Source organism: Aestuariivivens marinum (assembly GCF_022662175.1).
GTDB lineage: Bacteria > Bacteroidota > Bacteroidia > Flavobacteriales > Flavobacteriaceae > Aestuariivivens > Aestuariivivens marinum.
Genome location: NZ_JAKMCR010000001.1, coordinates 403,952 through 423,535, shown reverse-complemented (window position 1 = coordinate 423,535; position 19,584 = coordinate 403,952). Strand labels below are relative to the sequence as shown.

The 19,584-nt window shown below is 35.2% G+C and carries 16 protein-coding genes; 4 read left to right on the top strand and 12 right to left on the bottom strand.

Features of this window, described 5'->3' with window-relative positions; all coding sequences use genetic code 11:
- Positions 1-38: 38 nt before the first annotated feature.
- From MR053_RS01765 to polA, 10 genes are all read right to left on the bottom strand, one after another.
- Positions 39-1,307: a hypothetical protein gene (locus MR053_RS01765; protein WP_242130773.1), complete on the bottom strand. Its 1,269-nt coding sequence runs from the start codon at positions 1,305-1,307 to the stop codon at positions 39-41.
- Between the two features lie 58 nt (positions 1,308-1,365).
- Positions 1,366-1,923, bottom strand: coding sequence for a ribosome recycling factor (gene frr / locus MR053_RS01760; protein WP_223551381.1), 558 nt, complete (start codon positions 1,921-1,923; stop codon positions 1,366-1,368).
- A 40-nt stretch (positions 1,924-1,963) separates the two neighbouring features.
- On the bottom strand, positions 1,964-2,671 hold the full coding sequence (pyrH, locus tag MR053_RS01755; RefSeq protein WP_223551378.1) for a UMP kinase: 708 nt from the start codon (positions 2,669-2,671) through the stop codon (positions 1,964-1,966).
- Between the two features lie 422 nt (positions 2,672-3,093).
- Positions 3,094-4,068, bottom strand: a complete 975-nt coding sequence (gene tsf, locus MR053_RS01750; RefSeq protein WP_242130772.1) for a translation elongation factor Ts — start codon at positions 4,066-4,068, stop codon at positions 3,094-3,096.
- An 83-nt stretch (positions 4,069-4,151) separates the two neighbouring features.
- Complete coding sequence (rpsB, locus tag MR053_RS01745) at positions 4,152-4,928, bottom strand: 30S ribosomal protein S2 (protein WP_223551462.1); 777 nt, start codon at positions 4,926-4,928, stop codon at positions 4,152-4,154.
- Positions 4,929-5,127: 199 nt separating this feature from the next.
- Positions 5,128-5,514 (bottom strand): 30S ribosomal protein S9, encoded by a 387-nt coding sequence (gene rpsI / locus MR053_RS01740; RefSeq protein ID WP_242130771.1) that lies wholly within the window; start codon positions 5,512-5,514, stop codon positions 5,128-5,130.
- Positions 5,514-5,969, bottom strand: coding sequence for a 50S ribosomal protein L13 (rplM, locus tag MR053_RS01735; protein ID WP_242130770.1), 456 nt, complete (start codon positions 5,967-5,969; stop codon positions 5,514-5,516). Before rplM ends, rpsI begins: the two co-directional genes overlap by 1 nt.
- Before the next feature lie 227 nt (positions 5,970-6,196).
- On the bottom strand, positions 6,197-8,074 hold the full coding sequence (locus MR053_RS01730; RefSeq protein ID WP_242130769.1) for a right-handed parallel beta-helix repeat-containing protein: 1,878 nt from the start codon (positions 8,072-8,074) through the stop codon (positions 6,197-6,199).
- 130 nt (positions 8,075-8,204) lie between these two features.
- A complete protein-coding gene (locus tag MR053_RS01725) occupies positions 8,205-8,594 on the bottom strand; it encodes a hypothetical protein (protein WP_242130768.1) in 390 nt (129 codons plus the stop codon).
- A 236-nt stretch (positions 8,595-8,830) separates the two neighbouring features.
- Complete coding sequence (gene polA, locus MR053_RS01720; RefSeq protein ID WP_242130767.1) at positions 8,831-11,713, bottom strand: DNA polymerase I; 2,883 nt, start codon at positions 11,711-11,713, stop codon at positions 8,831-8,833.
- Between the two features lie 186 nt (positions 11,714-11,899).
- Between polA and MR053_RS01715 the strand changes: the two genes are divergently transcribed.
- The 4 genes from MR053_RS01715 to MR053_RS01700 all read left to right on the top strand — a co-directional run bounded on the left by MR053_RS01715 (position 11,900) and on the right by MR053_RS01700 (position 15,298).
- Positions 11,900-12,628, top strand: coding sequence for a copper homeostasis protein CutC (locus MR053_RS01715; protein ID WP_242130766.1), 729 nt, complete (start codon positions 11,900-11,902; stop codon positions 12,626-12,628).
- A gap of 241 nt (positions 12,629-12,869) precedes the next feature.
- Positions 12,870-14,105 carry a metallophosphoesterase gene (locus tag MR053_RS01710; protein ID WP_242131773.1) on the top strand — a complete coding sequence of 412 codons (1,236 nt, stop codon included), beginning with the start codon at positions 12,870-12,872 and terminating at the stop codon, positions 14,103-14,105.
- A gap of 149 nt (positions 14,106-14,254) precedes the next feature.
- Positions 14,255-14,551: a thioredoxin family protein gene (locus tag MR053_RS01705; RefSeq protein ID WP_223551455.1), complete on the top strand. Its 297-nt coding sequence runs from the start codon at positions 14,255-14,257 to the stop codon at positions 14,549-14,551.
- 120 nt (positions 14,552-14,671) lie between these two features.
- A complete protein-coding gene (locus tag MR053_RS01700; protein ID WP_242130765.1) occupies positions 14,672-15,298 on the top strand; it encodes a carbonic anhydrase in 627 nt (208 codons plus the stop codon).
- A 35-nt stretch (positions 15,299-15,333) separates the two neighbouring features.
- Here MR053_RS01700 and MR053_RS01695 read toward each other — a convergent pair whose 3' ends face one another.
- Together MR053_RS01695 and MR053_RS01690 are read right to left on the bottom strand one after the other, a co-directional pair.
- Complete coding sequence (locus MR053_RS01695) at positions 15,334-15,978, bottom strand: polysaccharide deacetylase family protein (RefSeq protein WP_242130764.1); 645 nt, start codon at positions 15,976-15,978, stop codon at positions 15,334-15,336.
- Between the two features lie 95 nt (positions 15,979-16,073).
- The gene (locus MR053_RS01690; protein ID WP_242130763.1) at positions 16,074-19,460 is read right to left on the bottom strand and encodes a glycosyltransferase family 117 protein; all 3,387 of its coding nucleotides are present in this window, start codon (positions 19,458-19,460) and stop codon (positions 16,074-16,076) included.
- Positions 19,461-19,584: the final 124 nt, after the last annotated feature.

Sequence of the window (19,584 nt, the reverse complement as noted above, 5' to 3'; positions counted from 1 at the left end):
AAGGTAGAAAAAACAAAGTATTACATATCTTATAAGACTTATAATGTTACGTTAAAAGTAAATTTAAATGCTATGTTATCTTCAAACTCTGGCAGGTGGTATGCCCCATAGCGATACGTAAAACTTAAACCAAAGCCAAAAAGGAGTTTATTTATCTCTAAACCAGATTCGGTATAACCTTTTTTAAGCGAACCAAAAGTTATGTTTTCATGTTTTTCGGGATGACCCATGTCACCAATAGCATAACGGGTTATCAATACCATTTGGGGTTTGTATCTTGATGAAAAACCAAAAGGTTTTAAAAAATATTTGAGTTGTAGTGTAGTAAATTTATCAGAGAAAAATTCATTAAAATACATGGTTTCAAAGCTTGTTAGACCAGCAACTGAGAAACGTTGTAAAATAGTTTCTTTGTTAATGTTGTTAGGGTAGGCATGGTACATGTGCGTTATTGGAACATTCCCTTTAGCTATGCCTGAAACTAAAGTAAATTCAGAGAAGGTAGAATTTTCATCACCTATTTTATAGATGGTTTTAAAGTCAAGTTTGGAAAACCCTAAGTTGCTTTTAAATATATTATTAAAGCTTTTTGTGTATTGAATGGTGAATTTTGGATAGCCCGGATTGATTTCTACTAATCCATTTTCAGAAGATTTAAATGTGTTGAAAGGGCTCCATTGTATGGCTGTTTTTAGGGTACTTAAATGAAAGTTGTTAATTACAGAGTTGTTTACATGATATCCGTAGCTATAGGTGGGATTGATGTTACTTATAGCAAATTCGGTTTTGGTAAGTAACTTGGAGCTAAGCTCATGCTTTAAAGAAATGGCTTTTGTGATGTGTTTATGAAATAAACTGATATTTAATAAACGGGGCTCAAAAAATTGAAAAAAACGGCCATCGGTTAAAAATATAGTACTACCGGTTTCCTGAAGATCATCTGTATAAGACAGGTTTACCCAGGTATTTGTTTTTTCTGATATTATTAATCCACCGCCAATACTGTATTTAAAACGATGGTCCCTAAAACCGTACACTGCATAGGCATTTAATCTATAGCGTTTAGAAAAGGCTTCGTTTGTTACGCCGCCAAGCCCGGTTCTAATACCTTCGTATTGATTGTATTTTATCAGATATCTCAAATCACTATTGAAATATTTTGAAGGGAAATAACCGTTACCAAGGCTTGTTAGAAGTTTGGTTTTAACAGAATCCTGTGCAGGGCTTAAGTTGTTTTTGATGAGCGATTGCGATTGTGCTAATGCTGCAAGGGAAATAAAAGCTAGTAACGTATAAAATTTTAGCATTACTGAAAACAGGCTAGGTTTTATATAATAAAAAAGCGACTTAAAATGTCGCTTTCATTTATACGGTCATAATTTCCTTTTCTTTGACGCCGTATAGCTCATCTACCTTTTTAACGTATTTATCGGTCATTTCTTGTACGTCTATTTCAGCGTTACTTTGAAGGTCTTCAGAGACATGGTCCAACTTTTTTATCTCGTGATTGGCATCTTTACGGGCAGTTCTAATACTAACTTTTGCGTCTTCGGCTTCTGCCTTAGCCTGTTTTGATAACTCCCTACGGCGTTCTTCGGTTAGTGGTGGCACGTTGATAATAATCATTTCTCCATTGTTCATGGGGTTAAATCCTAAATTGGCATAAATAATGGCACGTTCAATTTCTTGAAGCATGTTCTTTTCCCAAGGCTGTACACTAATAGTTCTACCATCTGGAGTGTTAACATTGGCTACTTGGTTTAAAGGGGTTTGCGATCCGTAGTAGTCTACCATTACGCTACCCAACATAGCAGGGCTTGCTTTACCTGCCCTAATATTTACAAATTGCTTTTCTAAATGCTTAATGGCATTGTCCATAGCTTCTTTTGCAGTGTCTAATATAAATTGTATATCGTCCATTATTTTAAATTTTGGTCAATAAATATTCAAAAATTACGCAATTTTACAAGTTAACTTCTGTCCCAACATTTTCACCAGAAACAACTTTAAGCAAATTACCTTTTTTATTCATGTCGAATACAATAATGGGTAATTTATTTTCTTGACTAAGGGTAAATGCAGTCGAGTCCATTACTTTTAGACCTTTTCTCAAAACATCATCAAAGGAAATAAAGTTGAACTTTGTAGCAGTTTGGTCTTTTTCTGGGTCAGCATTATAAATGCCATCTACACGGGTTCCTTTTAAAATTACATCGGCTTCAATTTCAATGGCTCTAAGTACGGCTGCAGAATCGGTAGTAAAATAAGGGTTTCCAGTGCCTCCTCCAAAAATAACAACTCGGCCTTTGTTTAAATGGCTCAAAGCCTTTCTACGAATAAAAGGTTCGGCCACTTCGTTGATTTTAATTGCTGTTTGCAATCGTGTTTTTAATCCAGCATCTTCCAAAGCACTTTGTAATGCCAGGCCGTTTATTACTGTAGCCAACATGCCCATATGGTCACCCTGTACACGATCCATTCCATTACTAGCGCCTGCAACACCCCTAAAAATATTACCACCACCAATAACAATTGCCACTTCAACGCCTTTTTCGGTAATTTCTTTTATATCTTGGGCATATTCTGCTAAGCGTTGTGGGTCAATACCATATTGTCGGTCTCCCATAAGGGCTTCACCAGATAGTTTGAGGAGTATTCTTTTGTATTTCATAAATGTTTGATGAGTTTTCCACACATGCGGAAACAGGGTTGTGCAAAACTAAACATTTTTTTGCTGTTTAGCGATAGCCGGATTATTAAAATAGTTTTCTTGTATATGAATTCAAGAATGTTTTTATGCATTATATAGCTTATTTTCAAGACTTAGGGTTAATTATGGGAAAAGCAACATAAAACTAAAATTTTGTCATAGCAAACCCGATACAGCAACTCAATAGCTGAAAAAGGAGTGAAAAAGTATATCTGAAATAGGTATGGGACGAAAATCTAGTGCTACGGATAATTGCTTATAGTTTTAAGTTTTTTTGCAGGTGATTTAGTTAGAGAAATCAAAACTTAAAATTAGTTTTAATAAAAAAACCATCAAGCTTTCAAACTTGATGGTTTTTTTAAAATATTTAATAAGCCAAATGTTTATCCTACTGTAGCACGTTTGAAACCAGTAATTTCAACTTCGCCGTAAGAAGCCACATATTTGGCAACGGTTTGCTTTTCGTCTTTAATAAAGTTCTGATCCAATAGACACTTCTCTTGGTCTAATGTGGTGTTATCTGAAATGAAACGTTCCATTTTACCTGGTAAAATTCTGTCCCAAATTTGTTCCGGCTTTCCTTCAGCTTTTAATTCAGCTTTTGCATCTGCTTCAGCTTGAGCTAGAACTTCAGGGGTTAATTGAGCCATAGAAATGTATTTAGGTACATTTTTAAGGGTTTTGCCTAAACGGGCCAATTCTTCATTATCTTTTTCAATCACTGCAATTCTAGCTTCGGTTTCAGAAGCGATGTAAGCAGGATCGAAATCTTTATAAGATAATGTGGTTGCTCCCATAGAAGCGACTTGCATAGCTACATCTTTTACTAAAGTCTCAGCATTATCTACTTTTGCCGACAAACCAACCAAAGCTGCAATTTTATTAATGTGAACATAAGCCCCAACATAAGGCGCTTCTAATTTCTCAAAAGCAGTAATGTCTAATTTCTCGCCAATAACACCTGTTTGCTCAGTTAATTTTTCGGCAACGGTAATGCCGCCAAAATTAGCAGCTAAAAACTCTTCTTTAGTATTATAGTTTAAAGCCACTTCAGCTAATTGATTAGCTAAGGCTACAAAGTTTTCATTCTTACCAACAAAGTCGGTTTCGCAACCTAATACAATAGCAACTCCAGCAGTTTGGTCTGCATTTATTTTAGCGATAGCAGCACCTTCAGAAGATTCTCTGTCTGCTCTTTTTTCAGCTACTTTTTGTCCTTTTTTTCTAAGGATTTCAATGGCTTTATCAAAATCACCTTCAGCTTCAACAAGGGCTTTTTTACAGTCCATCATACCGGCTCCGGTAGCTTGTCTTAATTTATTTACTTCAGCGGCTGTAACTTTTACTGTAGTACTCATAATTAATTATAATTTAAAAAGTCGTTTAGTTTTTTCCATTTCAGAAAATAAATAAACGACTTGTTTTGTTGTGTTAATGTTGTTTATTCTTCTTCTTCTGATACTGCCACAGCTTTTTTAGTGGCTTTTTTAGCTTTTGGAGCTTCATCTCCTTCTGCAGATGCTTGCTTTTCAGCTTTACGTTCAGCTAAACCACCAGCTATTGCAGTAGTTACATAAGATAAAATTTTATCAATCGATTTAGAAGCGTCATCATTTGCAGGGATAACATAATCAACTTGACGTGGGTCTGAGTTGGTGTCTACCATTGCAAAAATTGGAATGTTTAATTTTTGTGCTTCTTTAATCGCGATGTGCTCACGCTTAATATCTACAACAAATAAAGCGCCTGGTAAACGAGTCATGTCACTAATGGATCCTAAGTTTTTCTCTAACTTAGCTCTTAAACGGTCTACTTGTAAACGCTCTTTTTTAGATAAGGTGTTAAAGGTGCCATCTTTCTTCATTCTATCAATGGAAGCCATTTTTTTAACGGCTTTTCTAATAGTAACAAAGTTAGTTAACATACCACCTGGCCATCTTTCTGTAATATAAGGCATGTTAATGGCTGTTGCTTTTTCTGCAACGATGTCCTTGGCTTGTTTTTTGGTGGCAACAAATAAAATTTTACGTCCGGATGCCGCAATTTTAGCTAATGCGTTACCGGCTTCTTCAATTTTAGCTGCTGTTTTGTATAGGTTTATAATATGGATGCCATTACGCTCCATATAAACGTAAGGAGCCATATTAGGGTCCCATTTACGTGTAAGGTGTCCGAAGTGTACACCTGCTTCTAGTAGTTCTTTTACTTCTACTGCCATTTTTGTAATAGTTTACGTTCTGTTGAATTAGCAATGGCCAAGTGGTCATTTTATATTCGCCTTAACCATTTAGATGCTAAACTAAATCCTGACATTTCTGCCATGGACAACAATAACTGGGTTAATTTTAATTTCAATAAAGGTTTCAACAAGATTGAGACATCTGACAAACAGATCCTCAATCGAGTTGAGGATAATATTAACGTTTAGAGAACTGGAATTTCTTACGCGCTTTCTTCTGACCGAATTTCTTACGCTCAACCATTCTGGGGTCTCTTGTTAATAATCCTTCTGGCTTAAGGATGGCTCTGTTTTCGGCATCTACCTCACACATAGCACGGGAAATTGCCAAGCGTACTGCTTCTGCTTGTCCAGTAATACCGCCTCCATATACATTGACTGTAATATCAAAGTTGCCATCATTGTTAGTCATAGCTAAAGGTTGCTTTACTTTGTACTGTAATGTCGCAGTAGTGAAGTAAGCGGCTATGTCTTTTTTGTTAATCGATATGTTCCCTTTTCCTGGGGCAACATAAGCACGAGCAACAGCCGTCTTTCTACGGCCGATTTTGTGAATTACTTCCATTAATTAAATTCGTTTAAGTTAATTGCTTTTGGTTTTTGTGCAGCATGTGCGTGTTCTGAACCAACAACAACTGTAAGGTTACGGAATAAATCTGCCCCTAATTTGTTTTTAGGCAACATTCCTTTTACTGATTTTTCTACTACTCTTGCAGGATCTTTTCCAAACAATTCGGTAGCAGTTAAACTTCTCTGACCACCTGGGTACCCTGTGTGACGAATATAAGTTTTATCGTTCCACTTATTTCCAGTTAAGTTGATTTTTTCTGCATTAATAACAATAACGTTGTCGCCGCAATCAACATGTGGTGTGAAGTTAGGCTTGTGCTTACCTCTTAAAAGTTTTGCAACTTTTGAAGCTAAGCGGCCAAGCGTTTGCCCTTCGGCATCAACCAAAACCCACTGCTTGTTTACAGTAGCTTTGTTAGCCGAAATTGTTTTGTAGCTTAATGTGTCCACACTTTTAATTTTTCTGATTAAACATTCCTCTCTCAAAAAGAGTTTGCAAATTTACGATTATATATTTGATTACCAAATAGTGAGACATGAATATTTTTAGCTAAAACGTGTTTGCTATTCTTTGGGTTAAATTTGTGGTGTATTATTTATAAAATCTGGATAAAAGTAGTATAAGCAAACCAATAGCTTAATAGGAATATAACCGAATTTGAATTTATCATTATCGCCTAGTTCTTATATATAGTGTTAACCACTTTATTGTTTATTTGATTATCCTTTATTTTAATATTAGAACAGACATCTAAGCTTATTAATTCATTCATGTTAAGGTTAGACTCTGAATAGATTTTGTTATTATAAAAACTGAGGTTTCCTGTGCTTTTTGCAGAAAGAATTGTATTTTCCTTCAAAAAAAATTGATTGTTAATTATTTTAATATTCTTATGTATTGGATGTTCACTTAAAATTTCAGAATTTTCAGGATGAATATTAATTACAGGATCCCCACATTCAATAAATTTGTTTTTGCTAATGGTTACATCTTTAACACTCCCCGATTCAAACCAGGTATTTGCATCATTTGCAATCAAAATACCACTCATATGAGTTTTAAATAACTCATTCTTTTCAATAATTACCCTTCCTCTTGTAGTAATGAGAATGCCGCGTGTTGGTATATAAACTATCTTATTATTTCGAATGGTTACATCAGCTGTCCATGATGTGTTTTCAATTACATCATCCGTTTTAATATTATTAGGAATATCTTGACCAAGTGTTAATTCGATTTCCTTATCATTTAGTTTTTCTGTGTTAATGATCTTATTTTTGGAATAAGATAAAAGTGTTTTGGCTCCTATGAACTCAATGCTGTCTCCTGTAAAAAAAGCATCAAAACCATAGGTTTGCGGATGCATGAAACGGACTTTAATTTTTCTGTTTGAAATTTTCTCAACTATCCGAAGGTGAGTTCCATGAACATTAATGGCATCATCATTAGCAGCGGACAAATAAGAATTATTTATTGTAATATTTCCTTTGCATCCCGAGAAGTGAAGAATATCTGCCCAAGCAGAGCAGGTTCTGCCAGAATTTTCTTTTGGTTTAACTTGAAGAGAGTCTAGTGTTATATTTTCACAGTACTGACTTACAATACCCATTCCGTGCATAAAGTAGATGTTAACATTTTTAAAGGAAATGTTTTTACTCTTTTGTAAAAATATGGCTGCATAGTCCCTAAATGTATTTCGGTTCTGATATGTAAATCCTTTTATAAATCCTGGGTTCACATTATAATTTATACGTACCATATTTTGTTCTAATTCTAAAAAACGCATAGTTTCTATTGGCAGGTTAATTCTCTTGACCTTATTTTCTTTGTAATTAAAAACTTGCCACAAAGACTGTGCTTCATGTTTCCAGCCCTCACCAATCCATATAAGAGTGCTGTCGACTATTTTATATTGTGAATCTTTATGTATCTGAATATCGGCATAATTTTTATTTACACTTAGAACCTTCATTTCAGAAACAGTTGGACGTTTATAGTCAAAACTAAGATTTTCGATAGTTATGTTATTACAATTGTTTAAACTCGTTTCAATTGTTTTTCCTCTAAAAACAAATTCTGCTCCATTGCCTTTAATCTTAATATTTTCAGAATTCAAAAAATAAAAAGCAATAGCTTTTGGAGAATTCGGTGAATCATTGGTATTGGAAATATGAAATTTAGCTTTAAAAGCTTCCTCTGGATAAAAATCATATTTGCCAGGAAAAAATTCAATTATAATGGGAAAATCGGTGCTTCCCTGCCCAATCAAAAACAATGATTCTTTAAATGTTCCTGGTGATAATATTTCAATTTTATTCCCTTTATTCAATCGTAATTGATTTATTCTCCGAAATGTTTTCCAGGGCGCTTCTTTTTTTGTTCCAATGTTTGCATCATTTCCATTAACAGGATCGATATAGTAGATCATGTTTTCTTCTGAAACAAAACGTTCGTTTGCCTCTGGGTAAGTTTTATCTAGATATAAAGTAGTTTTATCTGTATTACATGAAGTTAATAATTGGCAAATTAATAAAAGGAATACAGCTAGATTCATTGTTTTTACATTGTTGATCAAAGTTTTAGCTATAATAAAGTAGCATGAAAATCTTCGTTGATTTTCAGGTTAAAAAATCAAAATAATAAATTACCTAGTTTTTAACTCAGTTCTTTGCTGCAAAAGGTTTTTAATTCCATTCCACATTCAGTTTTTGCAACACAGTGTTTAATTTAACGAGTGAATGAGGTTCAATTATTTGAGTGTTTATGGTCAATTTAGTATTGTCTGTTTTTAAAATATAATCACCAGCAAATTTTTTAATACGCTTTATGTCAGTCAATCGTACTTCCTTTCCAAATGGACCATTCACTTTTAAAATGCCACTTTTTATAGTCAAATATTTATTTTTACGTTGGTAAAAATATACTACTAAATACGTGGCAAAAATTATAGCCCAACCATAGTCTGTCCAATGAGGTTTTTCTTTGGAAAACATGCCAATAAAAAACCAAGCCAACCAAATCAATCCGAAAATCAGATTGAAGTTCATGTGCTTATTCCTAAATCTTATTTTCATGGTTCAATATCTTGTCTTAAAAAGAAGGTTAAATGATAATAATTAAATTTACGATTATATATTTGATTGCCAAATAGAGAAGTGTGATTATTTTTTTGATTAAAATGCCAAACTTAATCGTCTAACCCAAAAGAATTACTTGATACTCTGCCTTGAGTATAATTCCCCACATTTATACAGTACAGTACAGTTCTTTCAACGAATTCTTTATTTATTTCCCCTTTGTTCAGTGCGGGTCAATGTGCTTCCAACCAATTATCCCCAGTATCAATATCAACATCTAAGGGAACTGTAAGTTTATATGCGTTTTCCATTTCGGTTTTGATTAATTTAGACACAATCTCCAATTCGGGCTTATACACATCGAATACCAGTTCGTCATGTACTTGCAAAAGCATTTTGGTTTTAAATTGGCCTTCCAATAGCTTCCTATAAATATTAATCATGGCTATTTTAATAATATCGGCAGCACTTCCTTGTATAGGAGCATTAACGGCATTGCGTTCGGCAGCCCCTCTTACCACGGCATTTTGTGAGTTAATGTCCTTTAAATAGCGTCTGCGACCCAAAACTGTTTGTACGTAGCCATGGTCTCTCGCAAAATCCACTTGATTGCTAATAAAACGTTTTAGTTTGGGGTATGTAGTGTAGTAGGTATCAATAAGTTCTTTGGCTTCACTTCTAGAAAGATTGGTTTGATTACTTAAACCAAAGGCGGAAACTCCATAAATAATACCAAAGTTTACTGTTTTGGCATTGCTACGTTGTTCACGGGTTACAGCTTCAATTGGTACATTAAATACTTTAGAGGCTGTTGAGGCATGAATATCCTCACCGTGCTTAAAAGCTTCAATCATAGTGTCTTCTTCACTTAGAGCAGCAATAATGCGTAACTCTATTTGGCTATAATCGGCAGCTAAGAGAGTATAATCTTTGTTCCTAGGAATAAAGGCCTTGCGCACTTGCCTACCCCGTTCGGTACGAATAGGAATATTTTGAAGGTTAGGGTTGTTGCTGCTCAATCTTCCAGTAGCAGCTACGGTTTGCATATAGTCGGTGTGGATCCTACCGGTTGAAGTTTCTACTTGATTGGGCAAAGCATCAACATAAGTACTTTTTAATTTCGAGAGACCTCTATAATCCAATATGTTTTGAATAATGGCATGGTCTTTTGCCAAATAACTCAATACATCTTCGGCAGTTGAATATTGGCCCGTTTTGGTCTTTTTAGGCTTGTCTACCAACTTTAGTTTATCAAATAAAATTTCACCCAATTGTTTAGGAGAAGCAATGTTGAACACTTCACCAGCTTCAGCATAAATTTGAGATTCTAAGGTATTTATGTCATTATCCAATTGTTCCGAAAGGCTATTTAAAAAGTCTTTGTTCAAGTTAATACCTTCCAATTCCATAGCCGCTAATACACGTAACAAAGGAATTTCAATATTATCGAATAAAGCTTGGGTATTGGCTTCACCCAATTCATTTTCAAAATGGGTTTTAAGCTGTAGGGTAATGTCGGCATCCTCAACAGCGTATTCAGTTTGTTTTTCCAAAGGAACCTGTCGCATGGATAACTGATTTTTCCCTTTTTTGCCAATTAGGGTTTCAATAGAAATAGGCACGTAGTTTAAATAGGTTTCGGCTAGTACGTCCATATTATGTCGCATGTCTGGATTAATCAAGTAATGTGCCAACATGGTGTCGAACAGTTTACCTTTTACATCAATGTTATATTTGGCCAAGACTTTAATATCATATTTTAAATTCTGACCAATTTTTTCAATGGATTTGCTTTCGAAAAAAGGACGAATAGCCTCTATTAAACCTTGGGCATCGCTCTTATTATCTGGAAATGGAATGTAGTAGCCTTTGCCTGCTTCCCAAGAAAATGCAATACCAACCAATTCTGCATTAATGGGGTCTATACCAGTGGTTTCAGTATCGAAACATACGCTGTGTTGTAACATGATTTTCTCTAGAAATAGTTCCAGCGCTTTTTTTGATGTGATACTTTGATAAAAATGCGATGTTGTTTCAGCTGTTTTTCTGGTATAGGCTGAAGGTGTTTCGGTAGCTGCTCCATCAGTACCATCGGTATCAAACAGGGAAAACTGACCAGCACCTGCCAATGTTGATTTTTTAGATGCTGATGTTTGGTGGCTGAGGTCACTCGAAGCTACATTGTTTTCACTCGGAGCCTGTTCACTCGGCGAAGTCGAAGTCTCATTTTCAGTAGCAAAAGTCTTTAAGAAATTTTCCGTCAATCGTCGAAATTCCAAATCTTGGAAAATCTGCTTTACGGCATCAATATTAGGGTGTTCCATTTCAAAATCCTTGGCATCAAATGTAACAGGGACATTCAGCATAATGCGTGCCAGTTTTTTGGAGAGCAGCCCTAGATCAGCATTGGCTTCAATCTTTTCCTTCATTTTACCCTTTAGCTCATGAGTGTTGGCCAACAGGTTTTCCATACTGCCATAAGCCTGAATAAATTTTTTAGCAGTTTTTTCTCCCACACCGGGTAGTCCGGGAATGTTATCGGACGAGTCACCCATCATTCCTAAAAAGTCTATTACCTGTTCAGGGCGTTCTACCTCAAATTTTTGTTGTACCTCCGGGATGCCCCAAACCTCATAACCGCCCCCAAAGGATTTAGGACGGTACATGAAAATATGTTCACTAACTAATTGGGCAAAATCTTTATCGGGGGTTACCATATAGGTTTCATAACCTTCTTTTTCAGCTTGTTTTGAAAGAGTACCTATAACATCATCAGCTTCATAGCCTTCTTTTACCATAATAGGAATATGCATAGCTTTTAAGATATCATGAATGTAGGGAACGGCTATTTTAATGGCTTCAGGAGTTTCATCACGATTGGCCTTATAGTCTTCAAACAGTTCAACACGTTCGGTACTGCCACCCTTATCAAAACACACAGCTAAATGGTCGGGGCGTTCCCGTTTTATTACGTCCAAAAGCGAGTTCATAAAACCCATAATAGCAGAAGTGTCTATCCCTTTGGAATTGATTCTTGGATTTTTTATAAAGGCGTAATAGCCACGAAAAATTAAGGCGTAGGCATCAACTAAAAAAAGACGTTTTTTATCAGACATTCTATTGAATAGTTATAAATATGAATATGGTGTCACCTCGAACGGAGTCGAGAGGTTGTCAATTTTGTTATATCCCAAAAAGGGATCTCTACAACTCTTGAACAGACAAGGTAACCAAAACTACAAAAACTATTTTTGATTTGTGGTTAATAATTCGGAATTTGGCATATTTAATAAAAAACAAAAATGATTCTAGAAGTTTGTGCCAATTCTTATCAATCGGCTATTAATGCCCAACGGGCAGGAGCGCATCGTATCGAGTTATGTTCAGAGCTAGCAGTTGGGGGTATTACGCCATCTTACGGACTAATTAAACAAGTGGTAAGCGCTTTGTCAATTCCCGTATTTATATTGGTACGGCCTAGGAGTGGTAATTTTACTTATACCGATGCCGAAATCGACATTATAAAACAAGATATAGAAATGTGTAAGGGTTTGGGTTGTATGGGTGTCGTTTCTGGAGTTTTAAATACCGATAATACTATCGATGTGGAGCGTACCAAAGCGCTTGTTGAATGTGCTAAACCATTGGATTTTACCTTTCACCGAGCGTTCGATTGGGTGCCAAATCCAAAGGAAGCTCTACAGCAATTAATAAAAATTGGGGTTGATCGGGTGCTTACTTCAGGACAACAGGCGACAGCAGAACAGGGTATTGATTTGCTTTCCGAATTAAAAACAAGAGCAAAAGACACCTTGGAGATACTTCCTGGGGGAGGTATTAAACCTAATAATGCAGTCTTGTTTAAGCAAAAAGGCTTTTCAGAAATCCATGTGTCTGCTACAAGTATCAGGGTGGTTAACCAACGACCAACAGTACCTATGAATAGTGATAAATTTTTTGATGAAACCATAATATCGTATTCCAGTATAAAAATCATTGAAGATATTTTAGGGATTATTGGTAAAGTTTAGATTTAGGACTGTTAAACCGAATACAGTCACCTGCTACTTGATATTGCCTATAGAAATTAGTTGTTGCGTAACACTTATTGGGAATTCACTTTAATTGAGTTTATGTTTCTTGATAATAGATTTACTTTATACTTCCAAACCATAATTCAAGCTATAATTAAAATCTTAATGTATCGTTAAATATAAGGATGCAGCTAAACTTGTGTTTTTAAATGCTGTATCTTTGATTAAAAAAGGATTTATGCTACGTTGGGCTATTTTCATAATCATTTTTGGTATAATAGATATCTATGCTTATCAGGCGTTTAAAACGGTAAATAAAAGTCAATGGCTTAACATAGTTTATTGGGCCGTTTCAATAATTGTAATAGGTAATTTTGTACTTTACTACTATGGCTTTAATCGACGTGATGGCTTTACACATGCACATGGTTATGCCTTTGGGTTTTTTATAGCCATTTTAATACCTAAAATGTTCTTGCTTATACTAATGTTAAGTGAGGATATTTTTAGGATGCCATTGGCCATTTATCGTTTTTTTACTGAAGGTGAAACCGCAAAAGGAAATTATTTACCGTCCCGTCGGCAGTTTATTAGTCAAATAGCATTAGGCATTGCGGCCATACCATTTACCTCTGTTCTCTATGGAATTTATATAGGCAAGTATAATTATAAGGTATTGAAACATACGTTGTACTTCGAAGATTTACCTCAGGCTTTCGATGGCTATAGGATAACCCAAATAAGTGATATCCATTCAGGGAGCTTCGATAATATGGATAAGGTAAAATATGGCGTAGATTTAATTAATAAACAGGGAAGTGATGTAATTCTATTTACTGGTGATATTGTTAATAATAAAACTGATGAGTTATTACCTTATGTGAAGGTATTTAATAGGTTAAAAGCCAAAGATGGGCTCTATTCTGTTTTGGGAAACCATGATTATGGAGATTATATACAATGGGAGTCCACTGATGCTAAAACCAAAAATTTGGAAGATTTAAAACGCCTTCAAAAGGAGATTGGGTTTGATTTGTTGTTGAATGAAAGCCGCTTTTTGGAAAAAGATGGCGAACGCATTGCATTGATTGGTGTTGAAAATTGGGGTGCAGGTGGTTTTAAAAAGGCGGGCGATTTAAAAAAAGCCTCCCAAGATATCGATAAAAAAGACTTTAAAATATTAATGAGCCATGACCCATCTCATTGGGGACAAGAAGTAATTAAAGACGATTACCATTACCACCTTACTTTAAGCGGCCATACACATGGCATGCAGTTTGGAATTGAAATACCGGGCTGGTTTAAATGGAGTCCTGTAAAATGGCGTTATAAGCACTGGGCTGGGATTTATGAAGATATGGGGCAATACATTAATGTTAATAGAGGTTTTGGTTATTTAGCTTTTCCTGGTCGCGTTGGTATTTGGCCAGAAATTACGGTTATTGAACTTAAAAAAGGAATTGCCAATACATAATGGCATTGCTAACTGTTGTATATGTAGGTAAATTTCTTAAATTTAGACCTATAATATTAGGTTTTAAAAGCTTATACTGCCCAAAAAGTTGTCGTATTAAAAAAATGCGTAGGTTTGTATAAGTACATCTGACTATTAAACACATACTTATGTCAAAATTTGGCGAACTAATTGATGTAGAAGTTCCTGTATTATTGGACTTTTACACCGAATGGAACGAACAATCCACTACAATGCATGCCGTACTAAGGGATGTAGCCGCTGCTCTAGGCGATAAAGCCAAAGTTATTAAAATTGATGTTGAAAAAAATGAAGAACTTGCTGAAGCTCTTCGAGTTAAAGGACTACCTACACTAATAATCTACAAAGATGGAGAAATGAAATGGCGTCAAAGTGGAGAGCAGGATGCCAATTCACTTATAGCCATCATTCAGCAGTATATCTAACATTTATAGTTTAGAGTTGAAATCGTCCTTAAAACTATTGAAGAAAACAATAATTGAAAGGCATGATTCAGTATTTTGATAAAATAGGTATTATCGACTTTACCATAAAGGAAAATAAAAATGGATATTATATACATTTTCGAAAAAAACAAAGAATGGGTTCAAGATAAGTTAAGGATAGACCCCAACTACTTTAGCAACTTATCAAAAGGGCAAAATCCTGATATTCTGTATATAGGTTGCTCAGATAGTAGAGTAACTGCAGAGGAATTAATGGGAGTTGCCCCAGGAGAGGTGTTTGTGCATAGAAATATAGCTAATATGGTGCCTAATACAGATTTAAGTGCCATGTCGGTAATAGATTATGCTGCGTTGCATTTAAAGGTGAAACACATTGTGGTATGTGGGCATTATTATTGTGGTGGTGTTAAGGCGGCCATGCAATCTCAGGACTTGGGCATACTTAATCCTTGGCTAAGGAACATTAGGGACGTTTACCGAACCCATAGGAAAGAACTGAACGATATTAAAGACGAAGACCAACGCTACAAAAGGCTTGTTGAATTAAATGTTCAAGAACAGTGTATCAATGTGATTAAAACAGCCGAAGTGCAACGGGCTTATCGTGATAGGGGAATTACTGTCCATGGTTGGGTATTTGATATCCACTCGGGAAAGTTAATTGACTTGAAGATTGATTTTTCTGAAATCATGGAAAACGTCATGGAAATTTATCGTTTAGATTGATAACATACACAGCTTTTTTGATATAGGATATGGTTTTAGTCAATAGCCTTAAATTCATAGCCACTTTCACTAAAATGTTCTAAGACCTTAGGTAGGGCATATTGCATATTTTTAGCTGCTTTTACACTGTCATGAAATACAATAATACTCCCATCAGTCGCTTTAGAGATAATATTATTTAAACAATCTTCTTTGGTAACAGTTTTGTCCCAATCGAAGGATAAAACATCCCACATCACTATTTTAAATTTTAAATTGAGCAAGGCTTTACCTTGTTTAGGCTTCATTTTACCGTAAGGCGGACGGAAGAGATTGTAGATTGATGAATTTGTAATTTGTGATTTCAAAACGGCTTGGCACAATTCAACATTTTCTAAATAAGTTTTTGTTTTGGTGTTCCAACCTTTTAAATGGTTGTGTGTATGATTGCCAATACTATGCCCTTCGTTTAGAATATTCTGAAAAATATTAGGGTGTTTTTCAATATTGCTCCCAATACAAAAAAAGGTGGCCTTAGCATTAAAAGTTTTTAAGGTATTGAGTGTCCATTGTGTGATTTCGGGTGTGGGTCCATCATCAAAAGTAAGGTACAGAGTTTTTTTGTTAGTAGGTATGCTCCATATATAATTAGGAAACATTTTTTTTACTACAAAAGGTATTTTAACTGGTGCTAACCCCATGATGATTGAATAGTTTATAGTTACAGGTTAATATTTATTAGGCTTACTATAAAGTAGCTTTTTGCCTAATAACCATAAACGAATAACATAATAATCTATTTAGTCGTATCGATAATAGGCAAACTATCCGATGCTGGAAAATCAGTATCCATTTGTGGTTCATCAACTTCAGGTTCATCGTTTCCTAAAAAGTATTTAAACAGACTTAAGTGGTTGTTGAATATGTCTCCCTCGGTTTCGGCAAATTCAGGATCATGTTTTACCAACACATCTACAAGTCCTTTATAACGCTGTATATCGGTGTAAATATCTTCAAACAAGCGCTCTTGGTTTTCAACTTTTAGGCTACTGTAATAGGTTAAGTTTTCTTGATATTTTTTTGAAACATCCTTAAATAATTGCTGAGCCTTGTCTTGAGCGCCCACTTCGTAGTAAGCACTAATGTAAGGTTCTAATAGTGTATAATAGCCATAATATTCTACAGGCATATTTTTCATGGCTATATCAGCAATTTCTTCGGCTTTGTCCAATTGCTCCTCATTGATTAGTTGTTCTATTAAACGAGCCAAATTACTGCGATAGGTAATGGAGTTTTTACGGGTTTCCGGATCGTGATAGATCTCTGGGCTACCACTATTGCCCCAATCCCAATCCCTTACTTTTTCATACATAAGCTCAGCATCTACACGGCCCATGTCAAACGGATTGGCCTTATCGATAGGTGTCCGTATAGGAACTAATTTGTAACACATCCCATCCAACTGCAGATAGTTTTTCATCCAAATGTAGTCATCATCACCAAACGCGCCACCCGTAAAATAAATAGGACGTTTCCAATCGTTATTAGCAACAATATCTAACATTAAAAGACGGTTTTTGTATAGGGCGCCACCACTTAATTTAAGATACATAGTATCAACCATTTTATTGGCATCTTTAGGGTTTACAATACCACTTTTTAAAGCATTGGCTTTGTTTACCGATAACTTAAGGAACGATGTAGGCACATAGTTGGCGTTTAAATCCTGACTTCGCATTTGGGACAGATCTACGCCTTCTTGTTGCAATAAATATTTATATTTTGTCCTTGGGTTATCGCTGGCTATAAAATTCAAAACTTCTTTTATGTCTAATGTATCATTAATAACATCTTCAATAATAACGTACTCGTTAGTACCGTACCTATAATCTTCATGTGTTAATTGTGAAGGAACCGGATCACTTTCATAGGCCTTACGTTTCATTTGATCGATATACCAATCAGTTTGGAATAAACTAGTGTTTACCAAACGCACATCGGTTCGGTAACCTTCAATTTCTTGGGCGTACCATAAGGCAAAGGTGTCGTTGTCGCCAATGGTAAATAATATGGCATTTTCCGCACAGGAATCCAGATATTTTTTGGCCATGGAATTCGCTGTGTATTTTCCAGATCGGTCATGGTCGTCCCAATTATTGGCCACTAAAATGCCAGGTACTAAAATAAGACAAGCTATCGTTACAATGGGAGCAGTGAGTTTTTCTGAAAGGTATTTTTTAAATGTATCGTAAAGTGCATATACCCCAAAACCAATCCAAAGTGCAAACACGTAAAACGACCCTACTACGGAATAATCCCGTTCGCGTGGTTCAAACGGACGTACATTGGTATAAAACTGTATGGCGAGTCCTGTAAACAGGAAAAAGACCAGCATGACCCAAAACAGTTTTTTGTCTTTGTTGAACAAAAAGAAAAAACCAATAAGGCCTAAAATAAGGGGTAGGAAATAATAGGTGTTTCTGCCTTTATTGTTTTTTACGTCACTTGGCAAATTATCTTGGGATACACCCAAGTGCCATTCGTCAATGGGTTTTATGCCACTTATCCAATTACCATGATTGTCGTATCGTCCTTGAATATCGTCCTGCCTCCCTGTGAAATTCCACATAAAGTAACGCCAATACATGTAGCCCAATTGGTATTCCAGCATATAAGCGATGTTACTGCCTAAGGATGGTTTTTCTATATCTAATAGGCTTTTTTCCTTTTTAAGAAAGTTGTTGTAATCTTCAAAATCCACACTACCTTGGGCCACTTGGTTTTTAAAATCATTGATTTGGGATTTGTATTCTATTAATTGATTAAGTGCAAAATTATTGGCTTCTTCCTCACTGGCTCCCGCATTCATGGCCATATTATAAAATCGGTTCTGAACACTAAGGGTATTCACCTTAAAATCTAAAAATCCAGAAAACATCATATAATTTTCGGCATGTTCGGGGCTCCACATACGAGGTAAAATCGCCGCATGTTTGGAGTTGTAATTTTGCTTGGCATTTTTATAGTCGTTTACAATAACATACTCACCTTTTTCTTCATCTTTCTCATATTTGGGCTTCTCATCTATATAGGGATTTTTTTCATCTAGATAGGCGTATTGGTCAGAAAATAAAGGACCATAAAACAAATGGGTTTCAGGGTATTGCTCTAAGTTGTAATAGGCTAAAAGTTCACGGGCACTCGACGGATTATTTTCATTAATCACGACATTGGCGTTCGCTCGAATGGGTAGCATTAACCAGGTGGAAAATCCAATGATAACAAAGGTTAAACATAAGACACCTGTGTTTAAATGAATGTAATGCTTCTTTCTGGTGTATTTTAAGACATAGTGTATGGCACCCACTAAAACAACTCCTGCAATAATAGATCCTGAATTGAATGGAAGCCCAATAGAGTTTACGAAAAACAATTCTGAAGCACTAAAAAACTTAAGAATATTTGGAGCTAATAATTTAAAAATAAATAGTAGAATGGCTATTGCCAGGGCATTGGCTATAATAAAATTTTTTACCGTAATGGTTTTGTAATTTTTAAAGTAATATATAAGTCCAATAGCAGGTATGGTTAATAGCCCCATAAAGTGAACACCAAAAGAAAGTCCAATAATAAAGGCAATTAAAATAAGCCATCTATTACCCCTTGGTTTATCCATATCCTGTTCCCAACGTAAGGCTAACCAAAATAAAACTGACATGATTAAGGTTGCCATGGCGTACACTTCAGTTTCTACAGCATTAAACCAAAACGAATCGGTAAAGGTAAAAGCTAAGCTACCTACTAATCCACTTCCTAAAACAGCCATGCTTTGTTGTTTATTCAAATTATTATCAGCAGACACTATTTTTTTTAGTAAAAGGGTAATGGTCCAAAACATAAATAATATGGTAAAGGCACTTGCAACAGCACTCATCATGTTCATCATCCAACCTATAAGTTCATTATTACCAAAGGTAAAGATGGAAAAAAATGCGCCCAACATTTGAAACAAAGGAGCTCCAGGAGGGTGTCCTACTTGAAGTTTAGATGAGGTTAGGATGTACTCGCCAGCATCCCAAAAACTAACAGTGGGCTCTACGGTAAGACTATAGGTAATAAGTGCTATTAAAAAAGAAAGCCAACCTAAAATGGTGTTCCATTTTTTAAAGTTGAATGATGTCATAAATATCTATGTTTTTTGGCAAGGCGAATTTAACAATAAATATGCTATTACAAGTATATTTAAGTAAACGTTAAGTTTTTGCGATTATTTTTACTAAAAAATCTTGTGCAAATAAAACTTTGTG